The 24,252-nt window shown below is 63.6% G+C and carries 21 protein-coding genes; 20 read left to right on the top strand and 1 reads right to left on the bottom strand.

Annotated features, from left to right (window positions below; all coding sequences use genetic code 11):
- Positions 1 to 4 precede the first annotated feature (4 nt).
- From ABNU97_RS02720 to ABNU97_RS02625, 20 genes are all read left to right on the top strand, one after another.
- Positions 5 to 1,033, top strand: a complete 1,029-nt coding sequence (locus ABNU97_RS02720) for an NADP-dependent oxidoreductase (protein ID WP_348765217.1) — start codon at positions 5 to 7, stop codon at positions 1,031 to 1,033.
- The gene (locus tag ABNU97_RS02715; protein WP_348765247.1) at positions 1,033 to 2,478 is read left to right on the top strand and encodes a DHA2 family efflux MFS transporter permease subunit; all 1,446 of its coding nucleotides are present in this window, start codon (positions 1,033 to 1,035) and stop codon (positions 2,476 to 2,478) included. The genes ABNU97_RS02720 and ABNU97_RS02715 overlap by 1 nt, the downstream gene beginning before the upstream one ends.
- Positions 2,479 to 2,885: 407 nt before the next feature.
- The gene (locus ABNU97_RS02710; protein ID WP_348765216.1) at positions 2,886 to 3,686 is read left to right on the top strand and encodes an IclR family transcriptional regulator; all 801 of its coding nucleotides are present in this window, start codon (positions 2,886 to 2,888) and stop codon (positions 3,684 to 3,686) included.
- A 3-nt stretch (positions 3,687 to 3,689) separates the two neighbouring features.
- Positions 3,690 to 4,154, top strand: a complete 465-nt coding sequence (locus ABNU97_RS02705) for a PaaI family thioesterase (protein ID WP_348765215.1) — start codon at positions 3,690 to 3,692, stop codon at positions 4,152 to 4,154.
- Positions 4,155 to 4,728: 574 nt separating this feature from the next.
- Positions 4,729 to 5,943: an acyl-CoA dehydrogenase family protein gene (locus tag ABNU97_RS02700; RefSeq protein ID WP_348765214.1), complete on the top strand. Its 1,215-nt coding sequence runs from the start codon at positions 4,729 to 4,731 to the stop codon at positions 5,941 to 5,943.
- Between the two features lie 67 nt (positions 5,944 to 6,010).
- Positions 6,011 to 6,775: an SDR family oxidoreductase gene (locus ABNU97_RS02695; RefSeq protein WP_348765213.1), complete on the top strand. Its 765-nt coding sequence runs from the start codon at positions 6,011 to 6,013 to the stop codon at positions 6,773 to 6,775.
- Between the two features lie 2 nt (positions 6,776 to 6,777).
- Positions 6,778 to 7,860 (top strand): phosphotransferase, encoded by a 1,083-nt coding sequence (locus ABNU97_RS02690; RefSeq protein WP_348765212.1) that lies wholly within the window; start codon positions 6,778 to 6,780, stop codon positions 7,858 to 7,860.
- Positions 7,861 to 7,920: 60 nt separating this feature from the next.
- Entirely contained in the window at positions 7,921 to 8,724 is an 804-nt protein-coding gene (surE, locus tag ABNU97_RS02685) for a 5'/3'-nucleotidase SurE (RefSeq protein WP_348765211.1), read from the top strand.
- A gap of 182 nt (positions 8,725 to 8,906) precedes the next feature.
- Positions 8,907 to 10,568, top strand: a complete 1,662-nt coding sequence (locus ABNU97_RS02680; RefSeq protein WP_348765210.1) for a long-chain fatty acid--CoA ligase — start codon at positions 8,907 to 8,909, stop codon at positions 10,566 to 10,568.
- Between the two features lie 78 nt (positions 10,569 to 10,646).
- A complete protein-coding gene (locus ABNU97_RS02675; protein ID WP_348765209.1) occupies positions 10,647 to 12,734 on the top strand; it encodes a 3-hydroxyacyl-CoA dehydrogenase NAD-binding domain-containing protein in 2,088 nt (695 codons plus the stop codon).
- A 23-nt stretch (positions 12,735 to 12,757) separates the two neighbouring features.
- On the top strand, positions 12,758 to 13,945 hold the full coding sequence (locus ABNU97_RS02670; protein WP_348765208.1) for an acyl-CoA dehydrogenase family protein: 1,188 nt from the start codon (positions 12,758 to 12,760) through the stop codon (positions 13,943 to 13,945).
- Between the two features lie 27 nt (positions 13,946 to 13,972).
- The gene (locus ABNU97_RS02665; RefSeq protein ID WP_348765207.1) at positions 13,973 to 15,124 is read left to right on the top strand and encodes an acyl-CoA dehydrogenase; all 1,152 of its coding nucleotides are present in this window, start codon (positions 13,973 to 13,975) and stop codon (positions 15,122 to 15,124) included.
- A 147-nt stretch (positions 15,125 to 15,271) separates the two neighbouring features.
- A complete protein-coding gene (locus ABNU97_RS02660; RefSeq protein ID WP_348765206.1) occupies positions 15,272 to 16,210 on the top strand; it encodes a 2-dehydropantoate 2-reductase in 939 nt (312 codons plus the stop codon).
- Positions 16,211 to 16,467: 257 nt separating this feature from the next.
- Entirely contained in the window at positions 16,468 to 16,974 is a 507-nt protein-coding gene (locus ABNU97_RS02655) for a prepilin-type N-terminal cleavage/methylation domain-containing protein (protein WP_348765205.1), read from the top strand.
- Positions 16,974 to 19,766 carry an EAL domain-containing protein gene (locus tag ABNU97_RS02650; protein WP_348765204.1) on the top strand — a complete coding sequence of 931 codons (2,793 nt, stop codon included), beginning with the start codon at positions 16,974 to 16,976 and terminating at the stop codon, positions 19,764 to 19,766. The genes ABNU97_RS02655 and ABNU97_RS02650 overlap by 1 nt, the downstream gene beginning before the upstream one ends.
- Positions 19,767 to 19,997: 231 nt before the next feature.
- The gene (locus tag ABNU97_RS02645) at positions 19,998 to 21,104 is read left to right on the top strand and encodes a histone deacetylase (protein WP_348765203.1); all 1,107 of its coding nucleotides are present in this window, start codon (positions 19,998 to 20,000) and stop codon (positions 21,102 to 21,104) included.
- 7 nt (positions 21,105 to 21,111) lie between these two features.
- Entirely contained in the window at positions 21,112 to 21,567 is a 456-nt protein-coding gene (locus ABNU97_RS02640; RefSeq protein ID WP_348765202.1) for a GNAT family N-acetyltransferase, read from the top strand.
- 36 nt (positions 21,568 to 21,603) lie between these two features.
- A complete protein-coding gene (locus ABNU97_RS02635; protein ID WP_348765201.1) occupies positions 21,604 to 21,765 on the top strand; it encodes a DUF2256 domain-containing protein in 162 nt (53 codons plus the stop codon).
- Positions 21,766 to 21,790: 25 nt separating this feature from the next.
- The gene (locus tag ABNU97_RS02630) at positions 21,791 to 22,582 is read left to right on the top strand and encodes an alpha/beta hydrolase (protein WP_348765200.1); all 792 of its coding nucleotides are present in this window, start codon (positions 21,791 to 21,793) and stop codon (positions 22,580 to 22,582) included.
- A 56-nt stretch (positions 22,583 to 22,638) separates the two neighbouring features.
- A complete protein-coding gene (locus ABNU97_RS02625; protein WP_348765199.1) occupies positions 22,639 to 23,595 on the top strand; it encodes an alpha/beta hydrolase in 957 nt (318 codons plus the stop codon).
- A gap of 74 nt (positions 23,596 to 23,669) precedes the next feature.
- Here the strand turns inward: ABNU97_RS02625 and ABNU97_RS02620 are convergent.
- The coding region (locus ABNU97_RS02620) for a class II aldolase/adducin family protein (RefSeq protein WP_348765198.1) at positions 23,670 to 24,252 on the bottom strand (583 nt) is incomplete at its 5' end.

Raw genomic sequence — 24,252 nt, 5'->3', positions numbered from 1 at the left:
CTCTATGACCGTCAACCGCCAGATCATTCTTGCCCAACGCCCGCAGGGCATGCCCGACGAAACGCATCTGCAGATGCAGCAGGGCGAAATACCGCGACCGGGCCAGGGCGAAGTGCTCGTCAAGACGATATACATGTCGCTCGACCCGTATATGCGCGGTCGCATGAGCGCGGCCAAGTCCTATGCGGCGAGCGTGGCCGAAGGCGCGGTCATGGAAGGTGCGACCATCGGCGAGGTGGTCGAATCCAACGACGATAGCGTCGCCGTCGGCGACTACGTGCTCGCGCATGGTGGCTGGCAGGAATATGCCGTGCAGGCGGCCAAGACCGTGCGCAAGCTCGACCCTGCACAGGCGCCGATTAGCACGGCGGTGGGGGTGCTCGGTATGCCGGGCTTTACCGCCTATGTCGGGCTCGACGAGATAGGCCAGCCCCAGCCAGGCGAAACGGTGGTGGTATCGGCCGCCGCCGGCGCGGTGGGCCAGGTCGTCGGCCAGATTGCCAAGATCAAGGGCTGTCGCGTGGTGGGCGTTGCGGGCGCGGCCGACAAATGCGCGCACGTCGTCGACCACTATGGTTTCGATGCCTGCGTGAATTACAAAGAGGACGACTTCGAGGCGCAGCTCGCCGCTGCCTGTCCGGATGGTATCGACGTCTATTTCGAGAACGTGGGCGGCAAGGTGTTCGACGCCGTGCGGGGCCTGCTCAACGACTTTGCACGTATGCCGGTCTGCGGTCGTATTGCCCATTACAACGACAGCGAGGCGCCGGACGGCCCCGATCGTCTGATCGCGTTCATGGGTCAGGTGCTGGTCAAGCGCCTGCGCGTGCAAGGCTTCATCCAGTTCGACTATCGCCATCGCTACGGTGATTTCCAGCGCGATATGAGTGCCTGGGTGCGTAGCGGCGAGGTCAAGTATCAGGAAGACATCGTCGCCGGGCTCGAGAACGCGGTCGACGCCTTCCAGGGACTTTTGCAGGGGCGCAATCGCGGCAAACTGCTGGTACAGGTCGCAGCCGACCCCACGCGTTGATGCAGGACGCGCCGACACCAAGAACCTATGCCGTACTCGGCGAGCGCTTCGGCGCGCGCTACAAGTGGTATGTCTCGGCCACGGTCATGCTCGGCACGTTTTCGGTGGTGCTCGCGGCCACCATCATCAACGTCGCCGTGCCGGCGATCATGACCCGCTTCAACGTCGCCCAGGATCAGGTCCACTGGCTGGCGACCGGGTTTCTCGCTGCGATGACCGTGGGCATGCTGCTCAACGCCTGGGCCGCGGCGCGTTTCGGTTCGCGCGGCGCGTTCGTGCTCGCCATGGGCGGGTTCATCATCGCTTCCGTGGTTGGGGGCGTGAGCGGCGATTTCCCCACCCTGGTCGCAGCCCGTGTCGGTCAGGGGCTGACCGCGGGCATGATCCAGCCCCATGCGCTGGTGGCCATCTTTCAGGTCTTTCCCGTGCATCGGCGCGGTCAGGCCATGGGCATTTACGGCATGGGGGTGATCCTCGGCCCGGCGATCGCGCCGGCGCTGGGCGGTGTGCTGGTCGACGGGTTTTCCTGGCGGGCGACCTTTATCGTGGTCCTGCCGGCCTGTGCGCTGGCGGCCGCGCTGGCTTGGCGTTTTCTGCCGGGTCGGGGCACGCGCCGGGCCTCGCTCGACTGGGTGGGCATGGCCTTGTTGAGCATTTCGCTGGTGGCGCTGCTGTGGTCGATCGCCTCGTTGCATCGGCGCGGCGTGTTCGATCCGCTGGTGGATCTGGCCCTGATCGGCGGCCTGTTGCTCGCCGTCGTCTTCGTGGCCTGGGAGCGGCGCGTGCGCGAACCGCTGCTTGAACTGGGCGTGCTGGCCAGGCCCGGCTTTGCCAGCGGTTTCGTGCTGTCGATGGTCATGGGGGCGGGGCTTTTCGCCAGTACCTATCTCGCGCCGCTTTATTTTCAGCAGTCGGCGGGGATGAGCGCCTCGGCCTCCGGTTTGATGCTGGTGCCGGCCGGGCTGGCCATGGCGTTCGTTTTTCCCGTAGCGGGTCATTTGACCGACCGGGTGCCGATTGGCCGGATCGTGTCTTGGGGGCTGCTTTTCTTCGTTGCCAGCATGGTGCTGCTGGCGGCGGCCGAAATTCCTACCACGGCCGCATGGCTGGTGATCTGGGCCGTATTCGGCCGACTCGGCGTGGGTCTGATGATGCCGCCGATCACCACCGCGAGCCTGGGGCTGTTGCCCGAAGAACAACTCGATCGGGGCTCCGGCATCATCAATTTCGGGCGCCAGATCGGCGGTGCCCTTGGGGTGAACCTGTCGGCGGTGCTTGCGCAGTATGCGAGTGATTTCTACCGGCTGCGCCATCCGGCCGAGCCTGCCCAGCGGGTCTTCGAAGCCGGCTTCGATTATGCGTTCGTGGCGCTGGCGCTATTGTTCGTCATTGCGTTCTGGCCCTTGCATCGGCTTTCTCGCGCCATGTCGCGCGCTAGCGATTGAACCGGCAGGTGAAGGTGACAATCGATAAACGTTGCCGACGAAATCAAAAAAGATTAATTTCACGATTCTGTGCCAGCGATAGGCAATATTTGTCGAACGTTCGTTCGTTTCCAAAATGACCATCCAGGATATCGGGGGGCGCCACCTCGGCGGACCCGGCGCAGGACAGCGTCATGACGCTGTTGCCATGCGACTTTTTCGGTATGGCGATTGCTTACGGTTATGACTATCTTGTGTTCCAGTCAGGGGGCGGGTGTTCTCTAAAAGCGGCTCTATCGTTCGATCGAGCCCGCATTTTATTTGGCGCCGGCGCGGTGCGACGGCGCGACCAGACAAATACAAAACGGACATAGCTGCGTTGCATAGCCGACGCGGCGCTAGACATTTGTGGCTTGGGAATTGAGATCATGCGAAAGACGATGGCGCCGGACAGCCCGGACACCAAGGGTCATAACTATGTCACCGCGCTTGCGCGGGGGCTGGAGCTGCTGCGCTGCTTCGGCGATGCGGCCGAATATCTGGGCAATGCCGAGTTGGCCAAACGAACCGACATTCCCCGGCCGACCGTGTCGCGACTGACGGCCACGCTCACGCAGCTGGGTTATCTGCTCTACATGCCGCATCTGGAAAAGTACCGGCTCGGGCCGCGCGTGCTCGACCTGGGCTATCGCTATCTGGCCAGCGAGGGGGTGGGCAATATCGCCCAGCCGTTCATGCAGGAGCTCGCCGATGCCACCGACTGCATGGTCGCACTCGGTGTGCCCGAAGGCGCCCACCTGACCTATACCCATGCCTGCCAGGGCAAGGGGCCGCTGATCCTGCGCCTGCAGGTGGGTTCGCGCGTGCCGATGGGGTTGTCGTCGATGGGACTGGCGTTTCTCGCCGCCCACGAGCCGGCCGCTCGAGAGCCCTATTACGAGCGCATTCGTGCTGAAAGCGCCATGCCGTGGTCCGACATCGAGCCGTTGCTTGAACGCGCCTACGAAGACTATGCCAATTACGGTTTCTGTATGACCGACCGGACCTGGAGCCGCGACATCAGTGGGGTGGGGGTGCCGTTGATCCTGGAAAACGGTCAGCGGGTGGTGTCGTTCAACTGCGGCGGGGCGGCACAGCGTCTGACCCGCGATGTACTGGTCGAAAACCTCGGCCCGCGGCTCAAACAGGTGGTCGAACAGGTCAGACAGCTTGTCGTGGGTGGCGACTGATCGATGGTCGATAGCAACCAGGCCGATCGGTTGTCGCTGGCCGACGCCAACGCGCGCTACGATCGCGGCTTCGCCGCGCATCTGGGCTTCGAGTTCGTCGAATGGGTGCCGGATCGGGCCACGCTCGAACTCGAAATTCAGGCATGGCATCTCAACCTCGCCGGCGTGCTGCATGGCGGTATCCTCGCCACGCTGCTCGATATCGCGGGTGCGGCGGCCGGCAGTTATTGCCCCTACCCGGGGCGTATCCGCAAGGCCATCACCCTGTCGATGACCACCACCTTCACCGGTCAGGCCAGCCAGGGCATGGTGCGGGCGATCGGCCGGCGGCGCGCGGGCGGGCGTCGTATCTTCAATTCGACGGTCGATATCGTCGATGCCGACGAACGCCTGCTCGCGATCGGCGAAGGTACCTACCGGCTGCGCAGCGGCTGCGAAGGCCCGGAAGGCGTTCCCATCGATTATTGATCGGGCACGAAAACCGCTGACCCCATCAGCTGTTTTCAACGCCATCGAGCGCAACGCCGGCAGGTGTCCGTCGTTTCCTGCAATGGCTTCACCGCCGTTGGCCGTGGCGCGCATGCTTTCGCACCTGTGCGCTAGCAACCCGACAATCCTCTATTGAACATTTTTTTGGGGCCGGGCTGATAACGAAACGGGCGCGGGCAGTGCGCGCTGCTGCGCATCACGGTTGCGCAGGATTTAAGCGCGGCGCGCCGGGATCGACGCACGAGCCGGCAGGCAGGCGTGCACGCACTTATTTGTGCGCAATAAAGAGTCGATTTTTGTGGCGACTGCGCGTATGGTCGAATTCGGTGAACGATCGTTCGGTCAATTGCGGAAGGTCTGGAAAGGGCTCGCTCATGCCGAGCTTTGCGTAAAAAACGAACGATCGTTCATGCCGAGTATGAAACTGCGTTTCATTAAATTGACGGTCGGTTGCGGCTGTGTCAGTTTCGCTTCGGTAAAAGAACAGGCTTGGGCTCGCTTGCCGTGGGGTGAGCGGGTGCGAGCACAACATTCGCCACATTGAGGAGAGATCATGCTTGCACTATCCAAGCAGGCCGAGGATCTGCACGCCCGGCTGCTCGCGTTCATGGACGCACACGTCTACCCGGCCGAATCGGTCTATGAACAGCAGCATCAGGAGGCCGAGGATCGCTGGGCCTGGCCGCCGATCATGGAAGAGCTCAAGGCCAAGGCCAAGGCCGAAGGGCTGTGGAACCTGTTCCTGCCGGAAAGCGATTACGGCGCCGGGCTGTCCAACTACGACTATGCGCACCTGTGCGAGATCATGGGCCGCTCGCCGATCGCGCCGATCGTGTTCAACTGCAGCGCGCCGGATACCGGCAACATGGAAGTGCTCGAACGCTACGGCAGCGAAGCGCAGAAGAAAGCGTGGCTGGAGCCGTTGCTCGAGGGCAAGATCAAGTCCTGCTTCTCGATGACCGAGCCGGCCGTGGCCTCTTCGGATGCCACCAACATCGCCACCGAAATCAAGCGCGACGGCGACGAGTACATCGTCAACGGCCGCAAGTGGTGGTCCTCCGGTGCGATGGCGCGCAACTGCAAGATCGCCATCGTCATGGGCAAGAACGACCCCAATGCAGAAAAGCATCGTCAGCAGTCGATGATTCTGGTGCCCCTGGACACCCCGGGCGTGACCATCGAACGGCCGCTGCATGTGTTCGGCTACGACCATGCCCCCAAGGGCCATGCCGAAATTCATTACGACAATGTGCGCGTACCGGCCGAGAACCTGATTCTGGGTGAAGGCCGTGGCTTCGAGATCGCCCAGGGCCGCCTCGGGCCGGGCCGTATCCATCACTGCATGCGCACCATCGGCATCGCCGAGCGCGCGCTGGAAGCCATGTGCGAGCGGGTCGAAAATCGCGAGGCCTTCGGCCGCAAGATTTCGGAGTTCGATTCCATCCGCAAGAACATCGCGCGTTCGCGTATCGAAATCGAGCAGGCGCGCCTGCTTACGCTCAAGGCCGCCAAGATGATGGATGAGGTGGGCAACAAGGAAGCCCGTCAGGAAATCGCCATGATCAAGGTGATTGCCCCCGAGATGGCCCTCAACGTCATCGACCGCGCCATTCAGGCGCACGGTGCCATGGGCGTGTGCCAGGACACCTTCCTGGCCTCGGCCTGGGCGAACGTACGCACGCTGCGCATGGCCGACGGCCCGGACGAAGTGCATTTGGACAGCATCGCCAAGCTCGAGCTGCGCCGTCAGCGCGCGGCCCGCGGCTAGCTTCATGCACGCCGTGCCGGTGGCCCGCAGGCTGCCGGCACGCGTTCGTTAACGTCAGGAGAATTTGATGTCCAATCTGTTTGACTTGAGCGGCAAGGTTGCCGTGATCACCGGCTCGAGCCGGGGTATCGGCAAGGCGATTGCCTGGCAGATGGCCGAGCACGGCGCCAAGGTCGTGATTTCCAGCCGCAAGAGCGAAGCCTGCGAACCGGTCGCCGAAGAACTGCGCAACGCCGGCCACGACGCCATCGCGATTGCCTGCCACGTGGGCAAGAAAGAAGACCTGCAGAACCTCGTCGACAAGACGAAACAAACCTATGGCCAGATCGACGTGCTGGTGTGCAATGCCGCCACCAACCCGGTCTATGGCACCACGGCGGAACTGTCCGACGAGGCCTGGGACAAGATCATGGAAACCAACGTGCGCGGCACGTTCTGGCTGTGCAACATGGTGCTGCCCGGCATGGCCGAGCAAGGCGGCGGCAACGTCATCGTGCTGTCGTCGATCGCCGGTTTGCGCGGCAACACCGTGATCGGCGCCTATGGCGTATCCAAGGCGGCCGAAGCGGCGCTGGTGCGTAATCTGGCGGTCGAGTGGGGCCCGCAGAATATTCGCGTCAACGCCATCGCACCGGGATTGGTGCGTACCGATTTCGCCAAGGCGCTGGTCGAAGACCCGAAACGCCTAGAACAGGCCGAAAAGCGTACGCCGGTACGCCGTATCGGCGAGCCGGTGGATATCGCCGGCGTGGCGATGTTCCTGGCCACCGATGCCAGTGCTTATGTCACCGGGCAGACGCTCGTCGCCGACGGCGGCGAGACGATCAGCTGAACATGGTGGATCAGAGTCAGGCCGGCGCGCCGGAAATCGTCGCGGTGCGCGAGGCGCACCGCTTCGATGAGGGTGCGCTCGAACAGTATCTTCGTGACCATGGGCTCCTCGAGGGCGGACTCGAGGTTCGCCAGTTCCAGGGCGGTCAGTCGAACCCGACCTATTTTCTGACCACGGGCAGCGCCGACGCGCCGCGCCACTACGTATTGCGTAAACAGCCGCCGGGCAAGATTCTGCCGTCGGCGCATCGCATCGATCGCGAGTACAAGGTGATGTCGGCCCTGGTCGACGCGCCCGGCGTGCCCGTGCCGCGCATGCACGTGCACTGCGAGGATGCCGACGTTATCGGCACGCCGTTCTACGTCATGGACTATGTGCCGGGCCGGGTGTTCGGCGATCCGGCCATGCCTGAACTGGCGGCCAGCGAGCGCGGCGAGATCTATCGCGGGCTCATCGATGCGCTGGCCGCACTTCACGACGTGGACGTCGATGCCGTCGGGCTGAACGAGTTCGGACGGCCGAACGGCTATGTCGAACGCCAGATCAAGCGCTGGCGCGGCCAGTACGAGGCCTCGGCGACCGAGACCGACCCGAATATGGATGCGCTCGGCCAGTGGCTGACCGACCATATTCCCGAGGACACCACCCCGGCGATCGCCCATGGCGACTTCCGTATCGGCAATCTGCTGATTGCGCCGGACTCGACCGACGTGGCCGCGGTGCTCGACTGGGAGCTGGCCACCATCGGTCATCCGCTCGCGGATCTGGCCTATGCCTGCATGCCGTACCACCTGCCGCACGGTGTGGCCGGTGTGCGCGGGGTCGAAGGGCTGGATCTGGCCGCCCACGGTATTCCCACCGAAGCCGAACAGCTCGAGCGCTACCGCCAGGCTCGCGGGCTCGCGCCGATCGACGACTGGCCGGTATTCGTGGCGTTCTCGCTGTTTCGTACCGCGGCGATTCTGCAGGGTGTGTATGCGCGGGCGTTGCAGGGCAATGCGAGCAACAGCGATGCCTTGAACGTTGGCCGCCGTGCCGGCCTGATCGCCGAACGCGGCTGGGCGGTCGCGCGTGCCCATGATTGAACGAAGGTTACAGGCGCGTGCGAGACTGGCGGGGCCGATATCCGACAGCCATAGAACGCCATGAAGCCGATTCGCCGAATACTGCTGACCAACGACGACGGCGTCGAGGCGCCGGGGCTGGCCGTGGCCGAACGCATCGCTGCCGCGCTCGCCGAGGACGTCTGGGTGGTCGCCCCCATGGCCGACCAGAGCGGCGTGGGGCAGAGCATATCCATGCACCACCCGCTACGGGTGACCGAATACGGCAGCCAGCGTTACGCCCTGACCGGCACGCCCGCTGATTGCGTGATGGTCGCCATGGCCGACTGGCTGCGCGACGAGCCGCCGGACCTGGTGCTGTCCGGGGTCAACTGGGGCGCGAATCTGTCCGACTCGGTGATGTATTCCGGCACGGTGGGCGCGGTATTGGCGGCTGATCATCTGGGCTTGCCGGCGATCGCCCTGAGCCAGGTCTTTCACGATCGCGGCGCGCTCGACTTTTCGGCCACCGAAGCCTATGCAGCGGAGACGATACGACGCCTGTGGAGCGCGCGCGATGAAGTCGGCCGCTGTTGTTGGAACCTGAATTTCCCCATGCAGGCCGCGGAGTCGATCCAAGGGCTACGCTTTACCCGCCAGTCCACGGGCACGATCGTCGGCCCGCGACTGATCGCGGGAGCGGACGGTCGCGGACTGGCTTATCACTGGCTGAGTTTCGAACGCGATATCACCACCGTCGCTGATCCAGCGTCGGATGTGGTGGCGCTGCGTGACGGCTATGTCTCGGCCACGCCGTTGCACGGCAGCCGCTGCGACGAAGCCCTGCTTGAACAGCAAGCGCTGACCGACGCTTGGCGACTGGACATCAGTCAACGCGCGGAGTAAAAAAGCGGCTTCAAAAAACGAAATAGTATTTCAAGTTAAAGACGCCACGCTGCTGCCTCGCCTGCGACCGATCATTCGTGACGCAGGCGGCGTTGCGGCACCGGCAACGCAAACCGTGGCCTGTCGAACACCGATCAAGAGTGGGGCAGCGCCAAACGCTGGAAAGCGAGGAGACCACTGCTATGTTCGATCGGCATTATGCCGCCTGGCCTGCCAACCTGCCCCATTCGCTGGGGCTGCCACAGACCAGCCTCTACACCAACCTCGAAATCTCGGCGCGGCGCTATCCCGAGCGACCGGCCATCGTTTATTACGACACGCCGCTGAGCTATCGCGAACTCGATGAACAGGTCTGTGCGCTGGCCGGCTATCTGCAGGCCCAGGGCGTCAAGCGCGGCGATCGCGTGCTTTTGTTCATGCAGAACGCGCCGCAGTTCGTGATCGGCTACTACGCCATTCTGCGTGCCGATGCGGCGGTGGTGCCGGTCAACCCCATGAACCGCAGCGTCGAACTCGAACACTATGTCGAGGACACCGAGGCTACCGTATGCATCTGTGGTCAGGAGCGCTACGAAGCGGTGGCGCCGCTGCTGGATAGCGGCAAGCTTGGCCACGCGATTGTGGCCAACTACGGCGAATATGCGAGCGCTCCGACCGATCTCGATCTGCCGGCCGAAGTGAAGGCCGAAACCCAGGCTACCGGTCGCGACAACGCCGTGCTCTGGGCCGACGCCCTGAACGCCGGCCACACGCCGAGCGCCCACGAGGCCGGGCCCGACGATCTGTGCGTGCTGCCCTATAGTTCGGGTACCACCGGCGCGCCCAAGGGCTGTGTGCATACCCATCGCACGGTCATGGCCTCGGCGGTACACAGCGTCTACTGGAGCCGTAGCACCTCGGAAGGCAAATCCCTGGCCACGCTGCCGTATTTTCATGTCACGGGCATGCAGAACGGCATGAACGCGCCCATCTTCATCGGCAGCACGGTCGTATTGATGACGCGCTGGGAACGGCGCACGGCGGCGAAGCTCATCGAGCAGTACAAGATCACCCGCTGGACCAATATCGTCACCATGGCGATCGACATGCTCTCCGACCCCGAGATCGAGAAGTACGATCTGTCGAGCCTGGAGAACATCGGCGGCGGCGGTGCAGCGATGCCGGCGGCGGTGTCCGACAAGCTGTTCAAGCTCACCGGCCTGCACTACATCGAAGGGTACGGGTTGTCCGAGACGATCGCGGCGACCCATATCAACCCCTTCGACGCGCCCAAGGCCCAGTGCCTGGGCATCCCGGTGTTCGATGTGGATTCGCGCATCATCGATACCGAAACGCTGACCGAACTCGGGCCCAACGAGGTCGGCGAGATTGTGAGCAACGGGCCCCAGGTGTTTTCGGGCTACTGGCGCCGGCCCGAGGAAACCAAGGCCGCGTTCATCGACCTCGATGGCAAATCGTTCTTTCGTACCGGCGATATCGGCTATTACGACGACGAGGGCTATTTCTTCATCGTCGACCGGGTCAAGCGCATGATCAACGCCTCGGGCTACAAGGTATGGCCCGCGGAGGTGGAAAGCCTGATGTATCGTCATCCGGCGATTCGCGAGGCCTGCGTGATCTCCACGCCCGATCCGCGCCGCGGTGAAAGCGTGAAGGCCTGCGTGGTACTCAACAGTGCCGACGCGGCCAGCGCCGAGGACATTCGGGAATGGTGTCGGGAAAACATGGCGGCCTATAAAGTGCCGCGTGTGATCGAAATCTGCGAGACCCTGCCGCGCTCGCCCACCGGCAAGCTGATGTGGCGCGCGCTACAGGAACAGGAGTGGCCGCAGGCCACCGGCTAGGGCAAGGCCGGCGAGTTCGACAACGAATAAACACGCCGCGCCCGAGCGCGCGGCCCACGAATTGGACAAGGAGTAGTTATGAGTGAAGTGGTTTCCTACGAACGCGATGGCGACATCGGCGTGATCACCGTCGATAACCCGCCGGTCAATGCCCTCGGGCATGCCGTGCGCCAGGGCATCGTCGATGCGTTGGACAAGGGCCTGGCCGATGACGGTGCCAAGGCGCTGATGATCATCGGTGGTGGCCGGACCTTCCCCGCCGGTGCAGACATCCGTGAATTCGGCAAGCCGCCGCAGGAACCGAGCCTGCCCGACGTGGTGCAGACGCTGGAAAACAGCGACAAGCTGCTGATCGCGGCCGTGCACGGCACCGCACTCGGCGGCGGTATGGAAATCACCCTCGGCTGCGATTATCGCGTGGCCCTGGATTCGGCCAAGATGGGCCTGCCCGAGGTCAACCTGGGCCTGCTGCCGGGCGCGGGCGGTACCCAGCGCCTGCCGCGCCTGATCGGCGCCAAGGCCGCCATGCAGGCGATTGTCGAAGGCAAGCCGATGAAGGCGGCCAAGCTCAAGGACATGGGCGTGGTCGACGAAGTCGTTTCCGGCGATCTCAAGGCCGAAGCCATTGCCTATGCCGAGAAGCTGGTTGCCGACGGCGCCCCGCGGCGTAAGGTCAGCGAGCTGGCGGTCGAGAAGGAAAGCGACAACGTCTTCTCCGAGTTCGAGCAGTCGATCGCGCGCAAGAAGCGCGGCTTCCTGGCGCCGTTCCACTGCATCAAGGCCGTCCAGGCCGCGACCGAGCTGGATTTCGCGGCCGGCATGAAGCGCGAGCGCGAGCTGTTCACCGAACTGCTGAATTCGCCGGAATCCGCGGCCCAGCGCCACGTGTTCTTTGCCGAGCGTGAAGTGGGCAAGGTGCCCGGCATTTCCAAGGAGACGCCGCAGCGCGAAATCAAGCAGGTCGGCATCATCGGTGCCGGCACCATGGGCGGCGGCATCGCCATGAACTTCCTGTCCGCCGGCATCCCCGTGAAGATGCTGGAAATGAAGCAGGAAGCGCTCGACAAAGGCGTGGCCCTGATTCGCAAGAACTACGAAGCGACCGCCAAGAAAGGCCGCATGACCGAGGAGCAGGTCGAAAAGTGCATGTCGCTGATCAGCACCTCGCTGTCCTACGACGACCTGTCGGATGTGGATCTGGTCATCGAGGCCGTGTTCGAGAACATGAAGGTCAAAAAGCAGGTGTTCGGCGAGCTTGATCGCGTCTGCAAGGACGGCGCGATCCTGGCCACCAACACCTCCACGCTCGACGTCGACGAAATTGCGCAGTCGACCAAGCGCCCCGAAGACGTCATCGGCATGCACTTCTTCTCGCCGGCCAACGTCATGAAGCTGCTCGAGAACGTGCGCGGCGAAGCCACGTCGGATGAAGTCATCGCCACGGTGATGGATCTGTCCAAGCGTATCGGCAAGGTCGGCGTGCTGGTCGGTGTGTGCAACGGCTTTGTGGGCAACCGCATCCTGCACAAGCGCCAGGCCCAGGCCGTCAAGCTGGTCAATGAAGGCGCAACGCCGTCGCAGGTCGACAAGGTGCTGTTCGACTTCGGTCTGCCGATGGGCCCGTTCGCCATGGCCGATCTGGCCGGCCTGGACGTGGGCTGGCGTATTCGTGAAGGCCTGCGCGAGGACGATCCGGAAAACGCACCCGAGCGCGACTGGATGGACGCCCTGGCCGAGCAGGAACGCTGGGGCCAGAAGACCGGCGGCGGCGTGTTCGATTACGCCGAAGGCGATCGTACCCCGCGTCCGTCCGACACGGCCATGGCCGAGATCGAGAAGTACCGCGCCGAGAAGGGCATCGAGACCCGCGAAGTCAGCGATCAGGAAATCCTGGAGCGCTGCCTTTACGTGATGGTCAACGAAGGTGCCAAGATTCTCGAGGAAGGCATCGCCATGCGTCCGCTGGACGTGGATATCGTATGGATTTATGGCTACGGTTTCCCGGTCTATCGCGGCGGTCTGATGTTCTGGGCCGACCAGGTGGGTCTGGACACCATCCATGCCAAGGTAAAACAGTTCTACGACGAATCGGGCGACCCGGTCTGGCAGCCGTCGGCCCTGCTGGAAAAGCTGGCCAGCGAAGGCCGCAAGTTCGGCGACCTGTAACGCTGGGTATTACGGAGTAAATAATGGATATTCAATATAACGAAGCCGAACTCGCATTCCGCGACGAGGTCCGGGCCTTCGTGGCAGAGAAGCTGCCGAAGGAAATTTCCGACAAGGTGAAGTCCTCCGAGCACGTCTCGCCTGAGGACATGATCACCTGGCAGCGCGCGCTGTATGAAAAAGGCTGGCTGGCGATCAACTGGCCCGAAGAGCATGGCGGCCCGGGCTGGAGCCCGATTCAGAAGCATATCTTCGAGGAAGAAACCGCCGAAGCCGGTGCACCGCGGATCCTGCCGTTCGGTCTGAACATGGTCGCGCCGGTGATCATCAAGTTCGGCACCCAGGAACAGAAGGACTACTACCTGCCGCGTATCCTCAAAAGCGAGGACTGGTGGGCCCAGGGTTACTCCGAGCCGGGCGCCGGCTCCGACCTGGCCAGCCTCAAGTGCCGCGCCGAGCGCGATGGCGATCACTACATCGTCAACGGCCAGAAGACCTGGACCACGCTCGGCCAGCACGCGAACATGATTTTCGTGCTGGTACGTACCGACACCACGGTCAAGAAGCAGGAAGGTATTTCCTTTTTGCTGGTGGACATGGAAAACACCCCCGGCGTGACCGTGCGCCCGCTGATCACCCTCGACGGCGCGCACGAAGTCAACGAAGTGTTCTTCGACAACGTCAAGGTGCCGGTCGAGAACCTCGTCGGCGAAGAGAACAAGGGCTGGACCTGTGCCAAGTACCTGCTCACCTTCGAGCGTACCGGCATTGCCGGCGTGGGTATTTCCAAGGCTGCGCTCGAACACCTCAAGCAGATCGCACGCAACGAGCAGGCCGAAGGCAAGCCGCTGATCGAGCATCCGCGCGTGGCCGAGCGTCTGGTCGAGCTCGAACTTGAGCTGATGGCGGTCGAAATGACCAACCTGCGCGTGGTGTCGGCGGCTGAAGCCGGCGGCGTGCCGGGTGCGGAAAGCTCGTTTCTGAAGGTCATGGGCACGGAAGTGCGCCAGAAGATCTCGGATCTCTATCGCGAGCTGGCCGGCCCCTATGCGCTGCCGTTCCCCGATCTCGACGTGGGCGAAGACGCCTTCGGCCCCGAGTTCTCGGCCTCGGCCTCCTCCACGTACTTCAATCTGCGCAAGCTGTCGATCTTCGGCGGCTCCAACGAGATTCAGAAGAACATCATTTCCAAGGCGATCCTCGGACTGTAGTCCGGTACGCAGGAAAAGGAATAGACAATGGATTTTTCCTATAGCGACGAGCAGCGCATGCTCAAGGACATGGTCGACCGCGTGGTGGCCGACCAGTACAGCTTCGAGCAGCGCGAAAAGATCATCAAATCCGACACCGGCTACTCGCCCGAGGTGTGGTCGCAGTTCGCCGAACTGGGCCTGCTGGCGGTGCCGTTCTCGGAAGCCGCGGGCGGCTTCAACGGCGGTGGCGCCGAGCTGATGGTGGTGGCCGAAGGCTTTGGCCGCGGTCTGGTGGTCGAGCCTTATCTGTCCACGGTAGTACTTGCTGGCACCTTCCTGGACGCCGCCCTCGGTGACGATGCCAAGGCCGAGGCCCTGGAGCCGATCATCTCCGGCGAGCAGAAGTATGCGCTGGCCTGCTACGAGCCGAACGGCCGCTACGATCCGTTCTGGATCGAAACCACCGCCCAGAAGGACGGCGACAGCTACGTGCTGTCCGGCAAGAAGGCCGTGGTGCTCGGCGGCGACAGCGCCGATCGCTTGCTGGTGATTGCCCGCAGCAGCGGGGACAACCCGGGCAAGAACGGCCTGAGCGCGTTCCTGGTCGACGGCAACGCCGATGGCTTGTCGCGCGACGGTTACACCACCTTCGATGGCCATCGCGCCGCCGAAATCGTGCTCGATAACGTCAAGGTCGGTGCCGATGCGCTGGTAGGCGAAGAGGGCGGCGCGGCCGCACCGCTTCAGTATGCGCTGGATCGCGGCATCATCGCCCTGTGCGCGGAAGCCGCCGGCGCCATGGAAGTGGCCTGCGATCTGACCCTGGACTACATCAAGGAACGCAAGCAGTTCGGCGTGCCGATCGGCAGCTTCCAGGCCCTGCAGCATCGCATGGTCGATATGCGTATCTCGCTCGAAAAGGTGCGTTCGCTGGCCCTGTGGGCGGCCTGTTCGCTGGATGCGCCCGACGCCGAGCGTCGCCAGCGTCTGGCCGCGGCCAAGGCCATGGTCAGCAAGGCCGGCCGGCACGTGGCCGAAGAGGCGATCCAGCTGTTCGGCGGCATGGGCATGATGGACGAATCCTCCATCTCCCATTACGCCAAGCGGATCGTGCTCATCGACCACTACCTGGGCGACGGCAACTATCACACCGACCGTCTCATCGACCTGCTGGTCGAGGAGAACGCGGCCGCGTGATCCGGATGCCGGATTAGCTCGATACGGGTTGTCGGCTGGTGCTGGCAGCCCGTTTTTTTTAGATTTTCGGCCGGGTCGAACGGGTAAGCCGACGGTCAGGGCCGATGCCCGGTATCTGGCCGGGCGTTATTGAACAAGGAATTTGCGATGAGTCAGAGCACACGGGTGGTGGTGGTCGGGGCCGGCGCGATCGGCAGTTTCTATGGCGCGATTCTCAAGCGCGCCGGCTGTCATGTGAGCGTGGTCCTGCGTTCGGAATACGAGGCGGTCAAGGCCGACGGCTTTCAGATCGACAGCCCGCTGGGCGAGCTGTCGTACCGCCCCGATGCGGTCTATCGCGACGGCGATACGCCCGAGGGCGAAGCCGACTACGTGATCTGCTGTGTGAAGGTGCTGCCATCGATCGATCGCGGCGCGCTGATCAAGCCGTGGGTGGGCGAGCACACGCGCATCGTGCTCATCGAAAACGGTATCGATATCGAACGCGAAGTCGCCGATGCGCTGCCGAACAACCCGATTATCAGCTGTCTGGCGTTCATTGCGGTCAGCCGTGTCGCGCCGGGCAAGATCGAGCACAAGGCATTCGGCTCGCTGACGATGGGTGCCTGGCCCGAGGGCATTACCGACGCGTGTCGTGATATTGCCGAACGCTTCGAAGCCGGCGGCATCGACGTGAAGCTCTCCGATGCCGTGGTCGGCGAGCGCTGGCGCAAGAGCCTATGGAATACGCCGTTCAACCCGTTGTCGGTGCTGGCGGGCGGCGCCGATACCGTGACCCTGCTGGATACGCCCGGCGGCGAGGCGCTGGCGCGGGCGATGATGGCCGAAGTCTGTGCGGTGGCTGCGGCCGATGGCCATCCCATGCCCGAAGACGCCATCGACAAGAATATTGCCGGCACGCGCAAGATGCCGGCCTATATCAATAGCATGGCGCTGGATTATCTCAACGGGCGGCCGATGGAAATCCAGGCCATTCTGGGCAACGTCGTGGCCCTCGCGGAACAGCACGGGGTATCGACGCCGCGGCTGACCACGATGCAGGTCGCCCTGGCGATGCGTGATCGGCTGGCGGCTGCCTCCGGCTAGGGCCAGTCGTTGTCTTCGCGAATGATGCGTTCAATCGGTCGCCGTCGCATCGTTCGCCCGGTCTGCCGAGCCGTGGCGAGTAGGTCGAATCTCGCCACTGCCGGCGCGGCTGGCATTCGCAGCGAATGCCGGCGTAATCGGGCGGCACTTTCCACCCGCGGCGCAGTTAACGCTGGCCGACCGGCCGCAAGGCAAGGGGGCTGATGTTTTGGCCGGTTCGGTCGATAAAGAAACCCAGGCCTATTTTCGGATCCGCCATGCGCCGCGTTTTTCGCCATATCTTGCTGCGGCGCCAGCTACGCATGGGGCGCGGCCGCGGCTTTAGCCTGGTGGAATTGCTCATGGCGCTCGCGATACTCGGCCTGCTCGCCGGTATCGCCTATCCGGCGTATGTGGGCTATACCGACCGCGCCGATCGTGCCCAGGCAATGGCCGATATCCGCGAGATGGAAAACCTCATCGAGCGGTTCTACGTCGCGACCCAGCGGCTGCCGGACAGCCTTGCCGATATCGGTATGGCTGGCAAGCAGGATCCCTGGGGGAATCCATACCAGTTTCTCAACCACGCCAACGCCAAAGGCAAGGGTCAGTTCCGTTCCTACAAGGGTACGGTGCCCATCAATACCGATTACGACCTCTACAGCATGGGCAAGGACGGACAGAGTCAGCGCCCGTTGACCGCAAAGGCCAGCCACGACGATATCGTGCGCGGGCTCAACGGTGAATTCATCGGCATGGGCTCCGAGCTGGCGGGCCGCAGTTGATGCGTTTGACCATCGGGCCGTTCCGCGGCGCGTTCGCGCGGCGCCTTTTTCTGCGCTTTCTGCTCGCGGCGTTCGTGCCGGTGGTGGCGGTCGCCGTACTGGCCTGGTTCAACACGAGCCGTGTGGTGGCGCAGCAGGCCGCGCAGCGGCTGGCCAACGACAGCCAGAACCAGGGGCTGGACATTTTCAGCCGGCTCAAGGTGGCCGAGGCACTGTTGATACGCATTGCCGAGGATTCGGCCGCGCGGGGGCATACTGAAAACGGCGTGCCCGCCTTCGAGGCAGTCGCGCTGTATTCGGACGGCGAGCGCCGTATGCTCTACGGCGACGCGCGGCTGTTGCCGGTTTCGTTCGCCGAAGAGTCGCCGTCATCGCTGGCAAAGACGCCGCCGCGGACCCGCCTGGTTGCCCAGCCGCTCAACAAAGGCGGTATGGTCATGCTGCGTGCGCTGACGACGGTGGATGGTCGGCCGCGTATGGTGGCGGGGCGGCTCGACCCCGACTATGTGATCGGCAACGCCGATCGCTGGCCCAATGACACGCGCTTTTGCGTAGTGGAACAGCAGACTCAGCGGATGCTCGACTGCCCGAATCTGCAGTCTGTCTATGATGAACGTATACAGGGCGGGGCTATCACGTTGACCGCCCCGGGCCGGATACCGGTGGACGGCGAAGATACGCTGGTGGCTTACTGGGACGTGTTCATTCCCAGCCATTTCGATGGCGTGAGCTGGCGGGTGATCGGCTTCAAGCCCTGGGCCGCTGCCGCTCAGCCGGCCGTGACGTTCTACCGGCTGCTGCCGTTCGTGGTGCTGCTGAGCCTGATCGCGGCCGGCATGCTCGGAATGAGCCAGATTCGACGGGTCAGCGATCCGCTACGGCGCCTGCGTACCGGTGTCCAAAGGATCGCCGAGGGCGAATTCGCGACCCGGGTCGAGATCGACAGCAGCGACGAATTCGAAGAGCTGGGTGACGCCTTCAATACGATGGCGAAACGCCTGGGCACGCAGTTTCATACCCTGGACGTCCTGGCGGCGACCGACCGCGGCATTCTCACCTCGGCGGGTGCGGAAACCGTGGTCGAGAACATGCTGCAGAGCCTGCACCGCATCATGCAGGCCGATGTCGCGGCGATTCTGTTGTTCGACCCCGACCTGCCGCAGGTCGCGCATTTGCACGTCGTCGAGCTGGCCCGGCCCGAACACGTGAAAAGCTATCGCGTGCAGCCCGGCGCCACCGAGCGCGAGGCGCTGGATCGCCACGAGCGGCTGCTGTATCTCGACGACGACGCGCTGGCCGAGTTGTCCTACACGCAGCAGTTACGCGATCTCAACATCGACCGGGTCACGGTAGCGCCGGTACGCGAGCACGGTCGCCTGTGGGCGGCGCTGTTCGCAGGTTATCGCGGCACGGATACAAGCGCGGAGGACGAACAGCAGGCGCTGGCGGTCGCCGATCGCCTGGCGGTGGCGCTGGCCGCTTCGGGGCGCGAAAAGGAACTCTATCGCCAGGCGCACTACGATGGACTGACTGGCCTGCCCAACCGCCAGCTGTTCATCGACCGCCTTGAGCACCAGATCGCGCTGGCCGCCGGCGTCGAGCAGGCGCTCGCGCTCATGTTCATCGATCTCGATCATTTCAAGAACGTCAACGATTCGGTAGGCCACAGCGCCGGTGATGCGCTGCTCGTCGAGGCAGCCCAGCGCTTTGCTGACGCGCTCGACGACATGGACACCGTGGCCCGCTGGGGCGGCGACGAATTCGTAGTCCTGTTGCCGCGTGCCGACGATGTCGCGGCCCTGGATCGCTGTGCTCGACGCCTTATCGATCGCCTGTCTGAAACGTATGTGATCAACGGTCTTGAACACCGGGTCAGTGCCAGCATCGGCCTGGCCCTGTATCCCGCCGACGGTCGCGACGCCGAAGCGCTACTGGCGCACGCGGATGCGGCGATGTATCAGGCCAAGGACGGCGGCCGCGGCCGGCATGTCTTTTTCGAAAAGCGCATGAATGAGCGCATACGCGAACGTGTGCAGATCGAGGCGGAACTGCGTCACGCGATCGACAACGAAGAGCTGTTCCTGCAGTTTCAGCCGCTGGTACGCATGGACAACGGCGGGCTGGGCGCGGTGGAGGCGCTGGTGCGCTGGCGCCATCCGGAGCGCGGAATCGTGCCGCCGGGGCTGTTCATTCCGGCGCTTGAGAGCTCGGGGCTCATCGTCGCGGCCGGGGCGTGGATACTGCGTCAGGCCTGTCACCAGTATCTGCATGCGTTCCCGGCGTCGGCCCGGCCGGAACGTATTGCGGTCAACGTTTCGCCCAAACAGTTCTGGACCGAGGATTTTGTCGAGATGGTGCAACGTACGCTCGTACAGACCGGTTTGCCGGGCGAACGTCTGGAGCTGGAAATCACCGAAAACCTGTTGCTGACCGATATGGCGACGGCAAGCGCGCGGATACGGGAACTCAACGCGCTGGGCGTTCGGATGTCGATGGACGACTTCGGTACCGGTTATTCCTCGTTCAGCTATCTGCGTCAGTTGCCGGTGCAGACGGTCAAGATCGACCGTTGCTTCGTCGACGGCATCGAAACGCCGGGCAGCGATGCAGCGATCGTGATGCGCTCGCTTATCGACATGCTGCATGGCCTGGGCAAGACCGTGGTGGTGGAAGGCATCGAAACCGCGGAACAGCTCGATCTGCTCAACCGCTATGGCTGCGATCTGGCACAGGGCTTCTATCTGAGCCGGCCGGTGTCGCCGGACGAGGTCGGCGCTTACCTACGACCTTGAGTATGAAAGCCCGTATAAGGCTGTCCATGCCGACGTAAGGCTGCGATACAGTGAGATCGGGCGCGGATTCGTCGGCTTGCCCGGCATTCGATGGTTTTGCCGTGGTCTGCCGTATAGGCGCGGATAAACAGGCGTGGTTACAGCGAAATATTTTTGCGTATGGGCCCGAAAACGCTAAATTCCCTGCTGCGGCTGCTAGTCTGAGGCGATGTATGCCAAGGAGTGTCTATAGTGGTGGGCGATCGTGATGTGCTGGTGATATATGACGAGCGGGTGCTTTCGCATCGGCCCGAGGCCAACGAAGAGTTTCTTCCGGGCCGCATGGACAAACGGATTCGCGGCATTCTTGACGGCCTGGGCGTGGAAGCCAAATGGAGCTATCCCGAACACCCCGGCCGGGTGATCGCGGTCAGGGAGCTGCTCGAGGCCGAGCCGATTGCCGGCGTGCGTATCGCCGCCGGCCAGCCCGCCACGCAGGAGCAGCTCAACCGCGTGCATACCACCTCCTACCTCGAAAGCCTGCATGAGCTGGAAGGCAAGCAGGCATGGCTCGACGTGGATACCACGGCCGTTTCGGCCGGCAGCCTGGAAGCCGCCGTGGTGGCTGCCGGCTCGACCATTGCCGCGGTGGACGCGGTGTTCGAAAAGAAGGCGCAGTCGGCGTTCGTGATCTGCCGGCCGCCCGGGCACCACGCAAACGCGGTGCGTGCACGTGGCTTCTGTTTGTTGAACAACATCGCGGTGGCGGCCGCGCATGCGCAGTTTCATTGGGATATCGAGCGCGTGCTGATCATCGACTGGGACGCGCACCACGGCAACGGGACCCAGGATATCTTCGCCGCCGATCCGAGCGTGATGTTCTTCGATACCCATCGCGCCGCGCCGTTCTACCCGGGCACCGGCGATCTCGAAGAAATCGGCGAAGGCCTGGGCGAGGGCACCACGGTTAACGTGCCGCTGCCCGAGGACGCCGGCGATCTGGCGGTCATCAACGCCTTCGAGAACATTCTCGTGCCCGCGTCCGAATGGTTCCAGCCGGAGTTGATTCTGGTCTCGGCGGGTATGGACGCCCACCGTACCGAGCTGTGCCTGAACATGAGCTACGACGGCTACAGCGCGATGACCGGCATCGTGCAACGCCTCGCCGATCAATACTGCGATGGGCGGCTGGTGATGGCGCTGGAAGGTGGCTACAACCCGGATACGCTGGCGCGTTGCACCCATCGCGTGCTCGAGGTGATGGCCGGTGCGCCGCCTGCGACCGTGCGCGAGCCCGGGGTCGAGGAAGTCGCCGAAATCGCGGAATTCCATCGGTCGGCTTTTGCCGACATGGAATGAGCCAGGCATGCGTACCGACACCCCCGAAATCGTCGTCACCCTGCGCGCCGTGGATTTGCACAACTGGCAACAGGTCATTCATTTGCGCCTGTCGCCCGAACAGGCCACGCGCGTGGCCTCCAACCTGTATTCGCTGGCCGAAGCCTATGTCCAGCCGCGCTGTGCGCCTTATGCGATCTATGCCAACGAAACGCTCATCGGCTTCGTCATGGCGGAATATCTGCCCGGCTACGAGGCCTACAACATCCCGCGCTTCATGATCGATGTCGCCTGGCAGGGCGTCGGCTATGGCGGACTGGCTTTGCAGGCCATCATCGACACGCTCAAGAATGAACGCCCCGAGGCGCCGATTCTGATCAGCCTCACGCCGGACAATACTGCCGCACGCCGGCTTTACGAACGCTACGGCTTTGTCGATACCGGCCAGCGTTTTCACGGCGAAGACGTATTGCGCTATCCATGAAACCGGCGCGAGGGCAGGGTCTCTGACGTGGCTCGAATGCGCAGAAAGGCGGATCTGCCGTCCAAGACCTGTCTCTACTGCCAGCGGCCGTTTTCGTGGCGCAAAAAATGGGCACGCGCCTGGCCGGAAATACGTTTTTGCAGCCAGGCCTGCAAGCAGGCTTACAAGCAGGGCGCCAATGCCCGCGCGCCCGAGTAAAACCGATACCAACGAGGAGAGCCCTATGCCTTTTGCTTCGATCAACGGACAGCAGATTTTCTATCAGGACAGCGGCGGCGATGCGCCGGCGATCGTGTTCTCGCACGGGCTGCTGATGGACCACGAAATGTTCGCGCCCCAAGTCGCGGCTTTTCAGGACAGCTATCGCTGTATCGTCTGGGACGAACGCGCGCATGGGCGTACCGCGGGCGACGAAACCCCAGCGCCTTTCAGCTACTACGACTCGGCCGACGATCTGGCCGGCCTGCTCGATCATCTGGGCATCGAAAGCGCGATTCTGGCCGGTATGAGCCAGGGCGGTTTTCTTTCTCTGCGCTGTGCCTTGACCCACCCCGATCGGGTGCGCGCGCTGATTCTGCTCGATACCCAGGCGGGGCTGGAAAACCCGGACCATCTGCCTGGCTATACGCAGATGATCGAAACCTGGGCCACGCATGGCCTGCCCGACGAGATCGCCGATACCATCGCCGGCATCATCCTCGGCGCCGATGCCAAGCAAACCGCGCAATGGCAGGGCAAGTGGCGCGGCTGGCAGGCGCATAACCTGCTGGCCGCTTTCCATACCCTGACCACGCGCGACGACATCAGCGACCGGCTTGGCGAGATCGAACAGCCGGCGCTGGTCGTGCACGGCGATGCCGACATGGCCATTCCCATGGCACGCGCCGAACAGCTGGCCGGCAGTCTCGCGGATGCCGAGCTGGTCGCGGTGCCGGGCGCGGGGCATGCCGCGAACCTGACCCATCCGCAGCCGGTCAACGCCGCGATCGAGTCGTTCCTCAAGCGTATCGACTAATCGTATTTGTTCCATACCGGCAGCGCAGCTTCTGTGCGGCCGCATCGAGACTGCTCATGACACTGGATCCTCAAGTCGCACGCGTATTGCAGGCCGCCGACCACAGCGGCCTGCCGCCGCTGGAAACCCTGTCGCCGGAAGCCGCCCGGGCCCAGTACGAGAAGGGCTCGGCCGTGGTGGGCGGGCGGGCCCCGCAGTTGTTTTCGGTGCGCGATATCGCGGTCGCCGGCCCGCGCGGCGATATCGGCCTGCGCGTCTATACGCCGCGCGATCCGGCCGGCGAGGCCATGCCGCTGCTGATCTATATCCATGGCGGCGGCTATGTCATCGGCAGCCTCGATAGCCACGATATTCCGTGCCGCCATCTGGCCTTGAACGGCGATTGCATGGTGATATCGGTGGATTACCGTCTGGCGCCGGAATACCCCTATCCCGGCCCGCTCGAGGACTGCTGGGCCGCGGTGAACGCGATCGTCGATCAGGCCGAGGCGCTGGGCGTGCGCCGCGACCGGATCGCCATCGGCGGCGACAGCGCGGGCGGCAACCTGGCCACGGTGACCTGTTTGAAGGCCCGTGCCGAAGGCGGGCCGGACTTCATCTACCAAATGCTGATCTATCCCGGCACCGACCGTACCCGCAGTCAGCCTTCGCATAACGAGCTCGCCGATGGCTATCGGCTCACGCGTTCGCTGCTGGACTGGTTCATGAACCACTACTTCGAGGGCGCGCCGGCGGATCCAAACGACCCGTACTCCTCGCCCTTGCATGCCGACGATCTCAGCGGCCTGCCGCCGGCGCTGGTGGTATCCGCCGGTTACGACCCGCTGCGCGACGAGGATATCGCCTATTACGAAAAACTACGGGCGCATGGCAACGCAGCGGAACATCTGCATTATCCGGGCATGATCCACGGCTTCATCAACATGCCGGGCGTTGTGGATACGGCCCGCGACTGTCTCGAAGCCTGCGGCACGCGTCTGCGCCAGGTTTTTGCCGAGCGCGATATGCGCTAGCCGCCGCTTAGCCCATAAAAAAACCCCGCCTCGTCGCCGAGCCGGGGTTTGCGTTTCGTGTGCGCGGTTAACGCTCAGGTCGCGTAGTCGCTGCCCATGCGCTCGAGCTTGCGAATCAGTGCCGGCCACGCCAGCTTATGGCCCGCGCCGAGGCTCTGGGCCTGCTGGGCGGTGGTATCCAACGCCTCTTGCGAGGGCATGTACCCAGGGCCCATGGCCAGGGTGCGCACCTGGATCTGGCAGGCCTTCATCAGAAAATACATATAGGTGAAGGCTTCGCCCACGTTCTTGCCGACGGTGAGCGTGCCGTGATTGCGCAGCAGCATGATGTCGTGATCGCCGAGGTCCGCGACCAGACGTTCGCGCTCGTCCAGGTTCAGCGCCACGCCTTCGTACTCGTGAAAACAGATATGCGGAATACACAGCATGGCGGTCTGACTCAGCGGCAGCAGGCCGTCGGGATGCGCGCTGACGGCCACGCCATCGGCGGCGTGCAGGTGCAGCACCGCGCCGGCTTCCTCGCGTGCCATATGCACGGCGCTATGAATGGTAAAGCCCGCCGGGTTAACGCGGTTGGTCGCGCCCGGGTCGACGATCTGGCCGTCCTCGTCGACCTTGACCAGCGAGGAGGCGGTGATTTCGTCGAACAGCCAGCCG

Origin of the sequence: uncultured Salinisphaera sp., assembly GCF_964012375.1 — a bacterium.
Classification (GTDB): Bacteria; Pseudomonadota; Gammaproteobacteria; order Nevskiales; family Salinisphaeraceae; genus Salinisphaera.
The sequence above is the reverse complement of the archived record's forward strand: the minus strand, read 5'-3'. Positions and strand labels throughout refer to the sequence as shown.

Coding starts and splice junctions, on each gene's coding strand:
- ABNU97_RS02720 (WP_348765217.1), top strand. CDS start 5: ATGACCGTCAACCGCCAGATCATTCTTGCCCAACGCCCGCAGGGCATG.
- ABNU97_RS02715 (WP_348765247.1), top strand. CDS start 1,033: ATGCAGGACGCGCCGACACCAAGAACCTATGCCGTACTCGGCGAGCGC.
- ABNU97_RS02710 (WP_348765216.1), top strand. CDS start 2,886: ATGCGAAAGACGATGGCGCCGGACAGCCCGGACACCAAGGGTCATAAC.
- ABNU97_RS02705 (WP_348765215.1), top strand. CDS start 3,690: ATGGTCGATAGCAACCAGGCCGATCGGTTGTCGCTGGCCGACGCCAAC.
- ABNU97_RS02700 (WP_348765214.1), top strand. CDS start 4,729: ATGCTTGCACTATCCAAGCAGGCCGAGGATCTGCACGCCCGGCTGCTC.
- ABNU97_RS02695 (WP_348765213.1), top strand. CDS start 6,011: ATGTCCAATCTGTTTGACTTGAGCGGCAAGGTTGCCGTGATCACCGGC.
- ABNU97_RS02690 (WP_348765212.1), top strand. CDS start 6,778: ATGGTGGATCAGAGTCAGGCCGGCGCGCCGGAAATCGTCGCGGTGCGC.
- surE (WP_348765211.1), top strand. CDS start 7,921: ATGAAGCCGATTCGCCGAATACTGCTGACCAACGACGACGGCGTCGAG.
- ABNU97_RS02680 (WP_348765210.1), top strand. CDS start 8,907: ATGTTCGATCGGCATTATGCCGCCTGGCCTGCCAACCTGCCCCATTCG.
- ABNU97_RS02675 (WP_348765209.1), top strand. CDS start 10,647: ATGAGTGAAGTGGTTTCCTACGAACGCGATGGCGACATCGGCGTGATC.
- ABNU97_RS02670 (WP_348765208.1), top strand. CDS start 12,758: ATGGATATTCAATATAACGAAGCCGAACTCGCATTCCGCGACGAGGTC.
- ABNU97_RS02665 (WP_348765207.1), top strand. CDS start 13,973: ATGGATTTTTCCTATAGCGACGAGCAGCGCATGCTCAAGGACATGGTC.
- ABNU97_RS02660 (WP_348765206.1), top strand. CDS start 15,272: ATGAGTCAGAGCACACGGGTGGTGGTGGTCGGGGCCGGCGCGATCGGC.
- ABNU97_RS02655 (WP_348765205.1), top strand. CDS start 16,468: ATGCGCCGCGTTTTTCGCCATATCTTGCTGCGGCGCCAGCTACGCATG.
- ABNU97_RS02650 (WP_348765204.1), top strand. CDS start 16,974: ATGCGTTTGACCATCGGGCCGTTCCGCGGCGCGTTCGCGCGGCGCCTT.
- ABNU97_RS02640 (WP_348765202.1), top strand. CDS start 21,112: ATGCGTACCGACACCCCCGAAATCGTCGTCACCCTGCGCGCCGTGGAT.
- ABNU97_RS02635 (WP_348765201.1), top strand. CDS start 21,604: ATGCGCAGAAAGGCGGATCTGCCGTCCAAGACCTGTCTCTACTGCCAG.
- ABNU97_RS02630 (WP_348765200.1), top strand. CDS start 21,791: ATGCCTTTTGCTTCGATCAACGGACAGCAGATTTTCTATCAGGACAGC.
- ABNU97_RS02625 (WP_348765199.1), top strand. CDS start 22,639: ATGACACTGGATCCTCAAGTCGCACGCGTATTGCAGGCCGCCGACCAC.